The 13,040-nt window shown below is 38.6% G+C and carries 8 protein-coding genes; all 8 read right to left on the bottom strand.

Features of this window, described 5'->3' with window-relative positions; genetic code table 11:
* Positions 1-238 precede the first annotated feature (238 nt).
* Positions 239-1,687, bottom strand: a complete 1,449-nt coding sequence (locus B9T26_RS11710) for an NAD-dependent succinate-semialdehyde dehydrogenase (RefSeq protein ID WP_086199865.1) — start codon at positions 1,685-1,687, stop codon at positions 239-241.
* 691 nt (positions 1,688-2,378) lie between these two features.
* A protein-coding gene (locus B9T26_RS11705) for an IS3 family transposase (RefSeq protein ID WP_143223019.1) occupies positions 2,379-3,541 on the bottom strand; the annotation gives its coding sequence in 2 pieces (ribosomal slippage) (positions 2,379-3,295 and positions 3,295-3,541; 1,164 coding nt in all).
* Positions 3,542-3,564: 23 nt separating this feature from the next.
* Positions 3,565-4,083: an integrase arm-type DNA-binding domain-containing protein gene (locus B9T26_RS11700; RefSeq protein WP_086199864.1), complete on the bottom strand. Its 519-nt coding sequence runs from the start codon at positions 4,081-4,083 to the stop codon at positions 3,565-3,567.
* 316 nt (positions 4,084-4,399) lie between these two features.
* A complete protein-coding gene (locus B9T26_RS11695) occupies positions 4,400-5,638 on the bottom strand; it encodes a hypothetical protein (RefSeq protein WP_086199863.1) in 1,239 nt (412 codons plus the stop codon).
* A 7-nt stretch (positions 5,639-5,645) separates the two neighbouring features.
* Positions 5,646-8,522 carry a type I restriction endonuclease subunit R gene (locus B9T26_RS11690; RefSeq protein WP_086199862.1) on the bottom strand — a complete coding sequence of 959 codons (2,877 nt, stop codon included), beginning with the start codon at positions 8,520-8,522 and terminating at the stop codon, positions 5,646-5,648.
* Between the two features lie 28 nt (positions 8,523-8,550).
* Entirely contained in the window at positions 8,551-9,450 is a 900-nt protein-coding gene (locus B9T26_RS11685) for a DUF5655 domain-containing protein (RefSeq protein WP_086199861.1), read from the bottom strand.
* Between the two features lie 10 nt (positions 9,451-9,460).
* Positions 9,461-10,681, bottom strand: a complete 1,221-nt coding sequence (locus tag B9T26_RS11680) for a restriction endonuclease subunit S (RefSeq protein ID WP_086199860.1) — start codon at positions 10,679-10,681, stop codon at positions 9,461-9,463.
* Positions 10,681-12,249 carry a type I restriction-modification system subunit M gene (locus B9T26_RS11675; RefSeq protein WP_086199859.1) on the bottom strand — a complete coding sequence of 523 codons (1,569 nt, stop codon included), beginning with the start codon at positions 12,247-12,249 and terminating at the stop codon, positions 10,681-10,683. The genes B9T26_RS11680 and B9T26_RS11675 overlap by 1 nt, the downstream gene beginning before the upstream one ends.
* Positions 12,250-13,040: the final 791 nt, after the last annotated feature.

Genomic DNA, 13,040 nt, shown 5'->3' with positions numbered 1-13,040 from the left:
TGGGTCTAATATTTGTTGCTTTATATCTGCCATTTTCAGAGCTAGTATGATTAATATTTCTATACTTAAAATAAATTAAATCAAAAATATAGGATGATTTTTTCTTTCTATAATTAATCATTTAATTAATGTTGAATTTTTTATTTCAACTTAAGCTGAGAAAGCTGTTTCATATTCCCCCCAAATTTTGAGCTAAAAAAATAAGGATCACTTGATCCTTATTTGCCATGGTTTAGGCTTAAATACCCATACACATATATTTAATTTGCAGATAGTCTTCAATACCGTATTTTGAACCTTCACGTCCTGTGCCAGATTCCTTAATCCCACCAAATGGTGCAACTTCAGTCGAAATCAGACCTTCGTTAATACCGACCATGCCGTATTCTAGTGCTTCCCCAACTTTCCAGGCACGGCTTAAGCTTTCGGTATAGATATAAGAGGCCAAGCCAAACTCGGTATCGTTTGCCATTTGGATCGCTTCTTCATCTGTACTGAATTTAAATACCGGTGCAAGCGGTGCAAAGGTTTCATTTTTAGCCACCAGCATGTCAGATGTCACATCTGACAATACAGTCGGCTCAAAGAAGGTTTGGCCTAATTCATGGCGTTTACCACCCACCATAACTTTTGCGCCTTTACCGACAGCATCGGCAATATGTTCTTCGATCTTTTCAACGGCTTTTTCATTAATCAAAGGACCTTGTTCCGCACCTGCTTCAAAGGCTGGGGCAACTTTTAACTTTTGCACGGCAGCAGCCAATTTTTCCAGGAACTGATCATGAATATTGGCATGTACCAAAATACGGTTACTACATACACAGGTTTGACCACTATTACGGAATTTCGATGCCATTGCACCTTTTACCGCCCTCTCTAGATCGGCATCTTCAAACACAATCAAGGGTGCATTACCACCCAATTCCATGCTGACTTTTTTCATGGTGGAAGCACACTGTTCCATTAGCAATTTGCCCACTTGAGTTGAACCTGTGAAAGATAATTTTTTCACAACCGGGTGCGTGGTCAGTACCCCACCAATTTCACGTGAACTACCTGTTACTACATTTATTACCCCTTTCGGAATTCCCGCTTGTTCAGCCAGTGCAACCAGAGCCAATGCTGACAATGGTGTTTCTGAAGCTGGCTTGATAATAATGGTACAGCCTGCAGCAAGTGCTGGCCCCGCCTTACGCGTGATCATGGCATTCGGGAAATTCCACGGCGTAATCGCTGCGACCACCCCCACCGGCTGTTTGATTACAACTAAACGGCGACCCTCTTTGTCATGTGGAATTACATCGCCATAGGTACGTTTTGCTTCTTCTGCAAACCACTCAATAAAGCTCGCACCATACAGAATTTCACCACGGCTTTCTGTTAATGGCTTACCTTGTTCAGTGCTTAAAATGACTGCCAGATCTTCCTGATTGGCCACAATCAGGTCAAACCATTTACGCAGTAATACTGAGCGCTCTTTCGCCGTGGTATTTTTCCAGGAATGCAGTGCAGTCTCGGCAGCCAGTACAGCTTGCTCCACTTGTGCAGTTGAGACACTTGGCACGTGGGCAATGGTTTCGCCTATTGCCGGGTTGGTCACCGCAAAGCTTTTGCCATCTGCCGCATCCATCCAAAGACCATCAATAAATACTTGTTGTTTCAGCAAGTCTGGATTATTCAGTTGCATCTATATCTCCTTAATAGTCGCTTGGCACGGCGCTTTAAGCAGCTGCTACGCCATTTTCTAAATTTAGACTGCAATTGTGTCACCGATTTAATCGGTAAACTACTATCTACACCAACAGCAACGAATTTTGTACCCAAAGCTAAATTTTGCTTTGCAGGCATTTCATCTACAGAAAAAGGATAGCTGATTTAACTGCAACATGATTTTTGAATACTTGAGACCATCATTTTTGCACTTCAGAATATCCAGAATTGCCTCAATGTCGAAGTACTGCAGAAAGATCTGCAAGGTCAATGAATATACCATCTACATCCTTCAACTTTTAAAATCGTATCTAAATTTTCTAAATCTTTTTTAGATTCGATTTGTAAGATGGCACAGATTTGTTCATCAGCTTCATGCAAATAATTGGTTAAATTATTCCAGCGTAACGCACATACCAATGCAGTCTAATATTTTGTGAAATTAGTATTTTGTATTCAGCACGCTTCTTTCATGCTTCAACAAGTAAAATTTCAGGATAGGTGCCAAATAAGAGACTATTCCGTTTTTTATTTATAAGACATGCATAGTCAAAGAGCCAAAAGGTAAAACTTTTTTATCGATAAAAAAACATCCATTGTCATCTGTGAGCTTTATTAAAGGCTTAATTGCTAAATTTTTATGTGTATAGTGAATAGCCACCAAAATTCTAGACACACTTAACCATCTTTTGATGGGCCTTTTCATAATCTAATGGAGAACGCTGACCATTGGAACCATGTCTGCGTTTTGAATTGTAGAACATCTCAATATATTCAAAGATATCAGACCTTGCTTCAGTTCTTGATGCATATATTTTCTTCTTGATCCTCTCTCGCTTTAACAGCTGAAAAAAGCTCTCAGCAACAGCATTATCATGACAGTTTCCTCGTCTGCTCATACTGCTTTCAAGATTATGATGTTTGAGAAATGCCTGCCATTCATGACTGGTGTATTGGCTGCCTTGGTCAGAATGAATCAGGACTTTGTTCTTTGGGTTTCTTCGCCACAAAGCCATTAATAACGCATCTAAAACCAGATCTGTCGTGATTCTGGATTTCATCGACCAGCCAACAACTAGACGTGAAAACAAGTCAATCACAACTGTAAGATACAGCCACCCTTCATGAGTACGGATATCTTGCGAAGCAGTGCTTCTCATATCAGTTACCCATAATTGGTTCGGCTGCGTTGGATTAAATTGGCGGTCTAAAGTGTTTGCGACAACAACAGCTGGAGTACCAGCATGAGCTCTAGGTTTACGATAGCCACGCTGTGATTTGAGACCATTCGCCTTCATGAGTCGATGTACCCGATTAATTCCGCAGCTTTCTCCAACATCTTTTAAATCACAGTGAATCTTGCGATAGCCGTAGACTCCGCCAGATTCCAGCCAGAACTGTTTAATCAGTCCTGAAAGCTGTTGCCGTTTCTTGGCAGTTTTACTGGTGGGTTGCTTTAACCACGCGTAATAACCACTGTGATGAACATCTAAAGTTGAACATAAACGACGGATAGGCCATATGTGCTGATTGTCCTGAATAAAGGCGTACCTCATTTGGACTGGCTTGCGAAGTACACCGCGGCCTTTTTTAAAATATCCCTTTCCTCAGTAACCCGTTGCAGCTCTTTTTTTAACTTTGCTAATTCCGCACTTGGATCATTAGATTCTATGATCTTGGGCTGTTGAGGATCATAACGTTTAATCCAGGCATACAGACTATGGGTGGTGGTTCCTAAACGTGCAGAAACTTCGGCCACACTATGACCTTTCTCAGTAACTTGCTTTACTGCTTCAATTTTGAATTCTTCAGGGTATCGTTTACTGCTCATAAGCACCTCGTTAATTAGCCATTTTATCTAACTAAAAGGTGTCTACAAAATCGGTGGCTATTCACATCTAAAATTTGAGACGGTGTAATATCAGTAATTGTCTTATCGCCTATCGCTGCATATAACTTATCCCAGACAAAATTATTTCGACGTTGAGTACTTGGCTCTAGTTCTTCGGTCTTGCGGTATTCATCTGCTATTAATTTAAAAGTATTATTTTGAAATTGCGTAAGTTCATCTTCACGTTGCTTCTGAATTGCTGGATCAATATTTTGAGCAAGCAACTCTCTACAATCAGCTCGTTTTGCACGTGCATTTGATAAAGATATTTCTGGATACGTCCCTAAAGATATACTGTTACGTTTTTTAGTTATTGGCCGAGTATAATCCCATGTCCAATATGCGTTCCCATTTTTATCAATGATAAAGAACAAACCTTTACCATCTGCAAGTTTGATTTGAACCTTAACTGATAATTTTTTGTGTGAACTTAAAGCCGATCGTATTTGTGTATCTGTAAGATTTAAAACTAATTTTGGCATTTTTACGGTAAGTCCCTGCAGTAAATGTTGGATTACCGCAAAAATTACCGTAAAAAACTTCGAAATCCTAAAACAGCGTCGGACACCGTCAAACAATAGATCAACATAAGTTACTTATTTTTAATAGATTTCAGATAAATTCGGAAGGGATAAAACAGGAAAATGGTGCGCTCAGCGAGGATGTAGTTTTTATATTAAATAATTGTTTTTATTAAATAATTTAAATTTAAAATTTAATTGTATCCTTATATGTATCCTCATTCAAAAATCCACTTTATTTTTACTTAATACTTTTAAAAACCTACTTTCCTCTCTGCTAGTCAAAAGGAAGATTCAAATTTCTATTGGTCTCTACTGTTATCTTCGCTATTGATCTCACTTCTTTATCAATATCATTTACCAAACCTAATGCACATTGATAATGTTCAGCACAAATTTTTCTAACTTCTGGATCTTCATCATTTATTAATTGAGTAGCACCCTCATAATATCGAGCACAAGCTTTGCGAATTTCTACCTCATGATCATTCACAAGTTCATCTACACAATCTATAGCCTCTAAACAAGCCAATCGAACACTCATATCATGATCAGTAACTAGCTCTTTGGCAAAATCTTCATCAACTGCAATACATGCCTTACGAACTTCTGGATCACGGTCTTGAATCAAGATAGCTGCAGTATGGTAATTATTTAATTCTTTTAAAGCATTTAACTTTAGCTCTGTGTTCTGACTTTCCAAAATCACGAATTGAGCATGCTCTGCTATGACATCTTCTTCATCCGTCATTAACTGAATAGCACAACTTTCATAAAGTTGAACACAAGCTGATTTCACCCACCAATCATCTGAATAATGATTTAAAATCTGAAGAGCCATTTGTTCATCTATATGACATAAATTTACTAATTCCTCTGACTCTATACAGTACCAATCATTATCTTCCAAAAGCCGCTGAATACTTATTTCAACAAGATCTTCATCTTCACTATGCACTAATTTTAAAGCACATAATCTCCAACTTTCAGCGCACTTTTGTTTGATCCATTTGTTCTCTAACTCTACACAAATATCAGCAAAATTATCATCAGTAGCAATTTCATTTTCTAAAATTTCTCTAGCCCTTTCTTTCTCTTCTAGTACATCTGAATCAATTCCCGTTAAGGAAACTGTTTGTAATATATCTGATTGCCACTCAGCATCATTCATCAATATCAGAGGATGACATAACTCCCAATCTAGACATGCTTGACGTACTTCATAGCTATCATCTGCAAATAAATACTTAGCACAAGACTCCCATTTTTCTGCACATGCCGCACGAACAGTAGCATCGCCATCTGCGATAAGTTTTAAGGCTAAAAACTCATAATGCACAGCACATAACTGTCTAATTTCAGCATCTTCATCATGAATTAAGGTTTGTGCAAAGAACTCACTTTTTTCAATACATCGTTTTTTAATATCTTTATCAAAGTACGAAAGGTATTTATTTGCTGTCACTGGATCAGTCAGTAAGGCATCTACTTGAGCATCAATATTCTGCATATCCATTATCTACTCAAAGGCCAGTATAAAAAGTCTGAATAAATTTTCTCGTCCTATCCCACAACTGATTAAATACACTCTCCCGCTCAAACAGCTTAACCTTATAGTTTGGTAAGTCTTTTAGTTCTTCCTTCCGTGGTAAACGCTTCGTGAATTCATAGTTATCTAAAACCGTTTTCATCGCTTCTGGTTTCAGGTTTTCTTCTTTACAAAGATGCTGATAGGCTTGTTCTTTTTCTGCATCCCAGAATGCAGCAAAAGCCGTTTGGACGCTCTGCCCATTGATCATCTTCGGCATGTTTTCTTCAATGAATTTTTGAATCAGGTCTTGCTTATCGTGCAAGCTAATATCGCTACTGATTAAATCGTAAATTTGCGCTTGGTACTTCTGACGCTTGTCCTCTGAATCTGTATCAATCACCAGTTGTAGGAGGTTGATAATATACCCCACATTAATGCGGTCACTGTGCAGTAAATCCAGTTGAAAATCGACATCATCCAGTACCGATACTTTGTCTTTCTTGGTGGTCTTTCTAACGGCACGACATAGGTCTGCATACTTAGAGGCAAAATTCGCAAAGTGCTGCTTATCGAGTTGTGTTTGGTCTTGATCGTATTCAATAAAAGTTTGTAATTGCGCGTTATAGCGCATCACTTCACGGAAGGCCTTAATAAATTCGAGTTGCTGTTCTTCAGTGACAAGGTCATCGACTGATTGGTAATTGGGCGTTAAGGCAAACAATTTGCTCACCGCTGCTTGGTAATCCTGTTCGATTTCCGCATAGCTGGGAACAAGTACAATCTTGGTTGTTTCTTTATTGGAAAATAGCGCCAGTGCTTCATCTGTGGCGCGTTTCAGATTGCGGAAACAGATGATATTGCCAAATGGTTTTTTATCGTTATAGACACGGTTAGTCCGTGAAAAAGCCTGTATTAGACCATGATATTTAAGGTTTTTATCTACATACAACGTATTCAGAGGTTTCGAATCAAAGCCCGTGAGGAACATATTGACCACGATTAGAATATCAATCTGCCTGTTTTTTACGCGCTGTGCGATATCGCGGTAGTACGCATAAAATTGATCACCAGAGTTGTAGTTAGTTTTGAACTGTCGATTGTAATTTGCAATGTAGCGATCCAGCTTATCCCGACTGGATGAATTGACCTGACTTGGAATATCTGCGGCTTCTTCATGAATTAAGCCATTTAAGTCATCAGTCGATACAGCCTCATTTGCCGCATAGGAAAAGATGGTGGCAATGGTCAACGGTTTAAATATCCGACCTTGTGCTTCATCTTCAATTTGTTTTTCAGCCTGCACCTTTTCAAAGAGGTCGTAATATTGGGTCAGTGTTTCGACCGAACTGACACAGAACATTGTGGTAAATTCACGATTACGGGTTTTGGTATCGTGGATATTGACAATGTAGCGGGCAATCATTTCTAGGCGTTGCGGGTTGTCATACAGTTCTTTGGTATCGATGCCTTCTACATCTTCCTCATAACTGTCATTAGTCGCCATGCCTTTGGCGGTGTATTTGCCACGATAATCAATCTGGAACTGCAAGACGTTACGATCACGGATCGCATCTACAATCACGTATTTATGCAAACACGCATTAAACAGGTAGTCTGTGGTCAGTTTTAAACCTGCTTTGCTTTGGCTGTTCTTTTCAAAAATGGGCGTACCGGTAAAACCAAACATTTGTGCATTGCTGAAAAACTTTTTGATGTTCTGATGGGTGTTACCAAATTGACTGCGATGACATTCATCAAAGATAAATACCACTTTTTTATTTTTGAGATAATCAATGGATTCTAAATAACGCTCGGTACTAATGGCCCGATTGAGTTTTTGGATGGTGGTCACAATCAGTTTGTCATGACGTTGATCCAGCTGTTTAACCAAGGTAGACGTGTTATCGGTACTGTCGACGCTGTCGGCTTTAAAAGCATTAAATTCTCTTGAGGTTTGCGTATCGAGGTCGTTACGATCCACCACAAACAAGACCTTTTCTACATCGGGCATTTGCATGATGATCTGACTGGCTTTAAATGAAGTCAAGGTTTTACCTGAACCTGTAGTGTGCCAGATATAGCCGTTCTGATTGGAGGTTTGCACATGCTCAACAATTTTCTGTACCGCATAAATCTGATAGGGACGTAGCACCATCAGGCTTTTGGTGGTTTCTAGCAGCACCATGTACTGAGTCAGCATTTGGGTCAGATGCTGCTGATTGAAAAAAGCTTCGGCAAAGTCGACAATTTCATTGATGTGTTTGTTATGGACATCCGCCCATGGAAAGGCAAACTCGATGCCTGTGGTGCCGTTGGAGTAATAACGGGTATTGGCACCATTACTAATCACAAACAACTGGATAAAGCCAAACAGCCCTTGCCCAGCCCAATACGCTTCACGAATATAGCGTTGCGTTTGATTAAAGGCTTCGGCGATTTCCATACCGCGCTTTTTCAGCTCAATCTGTACCAAAGGCAAACCATTGACCAGTAAGGTCACATCAAAACGGCTGGTTCTGCCATTATAGTCGCGGTGGTCGATGGTGATTTGATTGGTCACCTGATAGATGTTTTTGCTTGGATCATCGGACAGGAAAAAGATGTGCTTGCTGCTGCCGTCATCAAATTTGACTGGAAACAGATCACGTAGGTTCTTGGCCCGTTCAAAGACCGTTCCGGTATTCAAAAAACTAATGACCTGCTTCCATTCCGTTCCTGACAGTGGCGCTAGTCCATTGGCACGTTCAATCTGGGTTTTCAGGTTAGACAGTAGTTGGCTTTCGTCCTTGATGGTCACCACAGCATATCCCAATTGCTTGAGCTGGCTAATCAGTTCGTTTTCAAGTTGGTATTCGCTTTGTACTGTCATTTCCTTTCCCTCTAAAATCTTAAATTATTCACTTCAATGTTTGTTTAATTAAACTCAAGATATATTCTAAATTTTCACTATCTTTAACTTTCACAGCACAATAATTTCCATCAACCACATCCTTAAAAAAATTTCTAGGATCATCGATTAATTTCTTTTTTTGCTCACTAATATCAAAACGTATGAAATCTTTGAAAAAATGCACATATAAAAGATTGGAATTCTTACATTTAAAGGCAATATAGTTTTTTCGAATATTCATTTCTATGTCAGGTGCTAGATTTAAAATCGAATCCCTGAATTGCTCATATAGCTCTTTAATGTCATCAGACTTATCCGCCAAGTGATAAGCTTCATCATATGTCTGGATTTCTTTAGCAATTTTTTTAATGTCTTCAGACCCCATCTTTTGCACTTGCTTAATTGAAGGGGCTGATTTGGTTTTCTGCAATGGATTGACTGAAATAATTCCACCCTGATAGCGTTTGATTTCCCACAGCTCAATGCTGAAGTCTTTAAAATTAGTAGACTGCTTTTGAAAGTCAGTAAAGCTCGGTGAAACAAAGATGATTCGGCTCTGGGACCAGTCGACATCCTGACGTTTAAGCTGTTTGCTCTGGCTCTCATTGTACTCAACGATAAAATCGGCCTTATAGTCGAGCATCAGATTCAGATAAGAAACGCCTTGGTCAATCACGCTATAATTGCGTTCACGCTTGTATTCTATAATTACGAAAGCCTGACTTTCGGGATCGAAAGCCAGTGTATCTATACGATTATTCTTGATCGTGAACTCGGACTTGATGAATTCCAGACCTGTAAAACTGTAAAGATTGCTTTCAAACAGGCTTTGAATTTCTCTTTCCAAACGAAAAGGATCTTCGGTGAGTTCTAGTAATGTCTGTGCTTGGGTTTGATAAAGTTGCATTCGGTTCCCCCTACACAAACATCTGCTGTAACAAGCCTTTTTTCCACTGCTTGGCCTGTTCAATTTGCTGTGTAACGACTTCAATTTTTTGGTCAATGGCAAAGAGGAAGTTAGCGATTTTGGTTTGTTCTTCTAAACAAGGGTAACTGATTTCATAATCTTGAATTTGCTTACCACTTATATGAGGAATACCGGAGCTGGTTTTAACTTGATCTACATATCTATGAAATTCTTTTGATATGATCCATTGATAAACATATTGAATATTTGTATTTTCTTTTTCACGCAAAATACAAACACGCTGAACAAGTAAAGAGCCTGCATCTTTTACTGTGACAAAAGCAGAGTTGCGTCCTACTTTGGAACCATCCATGCTCAGGACAATGTCATTAACTCTGACAAAATACTTTTCTAATTTGGAAGTATCTTTGAGAAAAAACCGATCAAGTTCAAATGAATGCCTAATATGACATTCACCAATATTAATTCCTCGCATTAAAGGAATACCATTGTTGTCTTCAACCATTTCTTTACTATCAAAAGGATATCCAAAAATTGTTTCTGTAATATTGCCTACTTTTGCTTTTCGCCACTCCCCAAATTCCCTGCCATCATCCGCTTTAAAACGAATTTCCTGACTAAACAGCTTTTGCATCATGCCTTGTTTATATTGGCTCAGTAGCTCATGTTTTTGCGTGAGTTGGTTGATCTTTTCATCCACAGCGGAAAGAAAAGAAGCGATTTTGGTTTGTTCTTGAATTGAGGAATAAGTTATATCTAAATTGCCTACAATTTTAAAATTTAGAGCTGGCATAGCTCCGCCAGACATTTCTGCTTGAAAGTAGTTAAATGTTTTTTCTGTTTTTAAAACTAACTCTAAATATTTTTGATTAATTTTTTTGTTATCTACACTTACTTTAAAAAGATTATTAGCTATTACGCCTGTTTCACCTGAACAGATGAATCCAGCAGTTGCACCGTATCTAACAATAGCAATATCTTGCTCACCTAGAATCTTCTCTTGTGAACCTGTATATCTTATATATCTAAAATCTTTAGATTTTTGTGTGAAATTCTCAATTCTTAAAAATTTAATTAACCCATGAGCGTATTCACTACATTGATCATCTAGTGAAACTTGTTCTCCTTGGAAAAATTGTGCTTCACTACCTAATTTAGATTTTATCCAATCCCCATCAAACTCTTTAAAACGTAACTTTGGTGCAGCCATTACTTCACCTCCGCAAACGGTGAAACAATATCTAGCTCTTTGCAGAAATCTGCAATCACAACATCAGTTTTTTGGCTGTCTACTTCCAAAGCTTGAAGCTGTTTTGCAATCGCATCTAAATCAATCTCGGCTTCCGCTTCAAAGGTATCCACATAACGCGGAATATTCAGGTTGTAATCGTTATCTTTCACTTCTTGTAAAGTTGCGACATGCGCATATTTTTCAATATTTTCACGCTGTTCAAATGCCGCAACAATCTTATCCAAATGCTCAGGCAATAACTTGTTTTGGTTCTTCTGCTTTTCAAAATCATTGCTGGCATCAATAAACAAAATATTGCCGCTATGCTCACGGTTTTTCTTCAACACCAAAATACAGGTCGGAATTGAAGTGCCATAGAAAATATTGGCGGGTAAACCAATAATGGCATCCACCACGTTCATCTGCTCAATCAAATACTGGCGAATCACGCCCTCACTCGAACCACGGAACAATACCCCATGCGGTAACACCACTGCCATGGTGCCATTGTCATCCAGTTGATACAGCATGTGCTGTACAAAAGCCATATCGGCTTTAGAACTTGGTGCCAATTTGCCATAAGCGGCAAAGCGTTCATCTTGTAAAAATAACGGATCGGCAGACCATTTTGCGGAAAATGGCGGATTCGCCACCACCGCATCAAATTTTTTATCTAAATGCTGCGGACGGGTTAAAGTATTTTCCTGCTTGATGTCGAACTTGGCAAAATGCACATCATGCAGAATCATGTTCATGCGTGCCAAGTTGTAGGTAGTACGGTTCATTTCCTGACCGTAAATCATATCGACATCTTTGACTTCACGTTTGACCCGCAGCAGCAACGAACCCGAACCACAAGTCGGATCATAGACTGAACGTAAACGGTCTTTGCCTTGGGTGACAATCTTCGCCAGTAAAGTCGATACTGTTTGCGGGGTATAGAATTCCCCCGCTTTTTTGCCCGCGCCTGAGGCAAATTCGCCAATCAGGTATTCGTAGGCATCACCCAGTACATCGGCTTCGGTATTACTAATATCAAAATCAATGTCATCTAAATGACTCAGGACTTTCGCCACCAGTGCATTACGGTCACTAGCATTATTGCCAAGCTTGGTCGAGTTTAGATCCAAATCTTCAAACAGGTTGGCAAAGTCATCGGCAGAGTCGGTACCTAAAGTGCTTTGTTCAATCGATTTTAAGGTCGCAGTTAAATCATCTAGAATAAATTCGCCCTGACGACCACGCTCGGCTAAGGTATGGAATAGTTGTTTTGGTGTGAGCGCATAACCGACTTCGGCAATGGCATTCTTTTTAATTTCTTCGATGTACGGCACATGCTCAGGATTATTTTCATCTAATTCTAAAAAGCTGAGGTCTTCGCCATCGAGCAATTCGTTGGCAAAGTTCACCGACTTTTCCGATAAATATTTAAAGAAAATAAAACCCAGAATGTAATCACGGAATTCATCGGCGCCCATGGTGCCGCGCAAAGTATTGGCAATATTCCAAAGTTGTTTTTGTAATTGTTGCAGTTGTACTTGGGTCATATTAAAAATCAACCAAAAATCATTATTTTAAGATGACGCTACTTTGCCATATTTGTTCCTTTTTTTTAAGTTATATTACCTATAAATTGATTCAAAGTTCACATTGGTTCGCCCCTAAATATCTTGATTCAAGAGTACAAACCTTTTATAAAAACAAGACGTTTTGCGCCAAGTTCATTCATAGAATGAAGCGTGCGCAGACCGTACGCAGCTAGACATTTTTAGGTACAAGTGCGCACACTGATTATCATATTTTCAACAAGATTATCATTAAAACAAAAATAAGATTTATTATTAAAAATCAAATGTTTAATAAAATACAACCTTTTGAAAAACGACTATATCCGTTAAATTCCTACAGGCTTTACGAAGATATATCGTGCGCAAAACTGTGCGCAAAATGGTACGCACTCCAATATTTTTAGATGCTTGCGCACACTTACAAATCACTCGTTTTCATTCGTTCATATTTTCAACACCTAAAATAATTAAAAATTAATAATAAAAATCAATATCTTATTAAAATAAGAATACTTTAAGAAATCATTGTACATCTCATAAAAGCTCATCATCTTTTTGTAAAATACACCGTGCGCACGACTGTACGCACCCAAATGGCTATTTTTTTATTTTGCGCACGTTAAATCAAGACCGGTTAGACAACTAGTTCAATGTTCTTTATGAAGTATCTTTACCCTATATATCAATTCACTAATCATTTTTCGCACTAAAACAGTATGTTTTTTAACTATTGATTAATGTTTGATTTCATTGAAATCCGGGAATAAAAA

This window comes from Acinetobacter sp. ANC 4169, from assembly GCF_002135355.1.
In the GTDB taxonomy this organism is placed as follows: Bacteria; Pseudomonadota; Gammaproteobacteria; order Pseudomonadales; family Moraxellaceae; genus Acinetobacter.
This window is presented reverse-complemented; position numbering and strand designations above follow the sequence as displayed.

Coding starts and splice junctions, on each gene's coding strand:
- B9T26_RS11675 (WP_086199859.1), bottom strand. CDS start 12,249: ATGACCCAAGTACAACTGCAACAATTACAAAAACAACTTTGGAATATT.
- B9T26_RS11680 (WP_086199860.1), bottom strand. CDS start 10,681: ATGGCTGCACCAAAGTTACGTTTTAAAGAGTTTGATGGGGATTGGATA.
- B9T26_RS11690 (WP_086199862.1), bottom strand. CDS start 8,522: ATGACAGTACAAAGCGAATACCAACTTGAAAACGAACTGATTAGCCAG.
- B9T26_RS11700 (WP_086199864.1), bottom strand. CDS start 4,083: ATGCCAAAATTAGTTTTAAATCTTACAGATACACAAATACGATCGGCT.
- B9T26_RS11710 (WP_086199865.1), bottom strand. CDS start 1,687: ATGCAACTGAATAATCCAGACTTGCTGAAACAACAAGTATTTATTGAT.
- B9T26_RS11685 (WP_086199861.1), bottom strand. CDS start 9,450: ATGCAACTTTATCAAACCCAAGCACAGACATTACTAGAACTCACCGAA.
- B9T26_RS11695 (WP_086199863.1), bottom strand. CDS start 5,638: ATGGATATGCAGAATATTGATGCTCAAGTAGATGCCTTACTGACTGAT.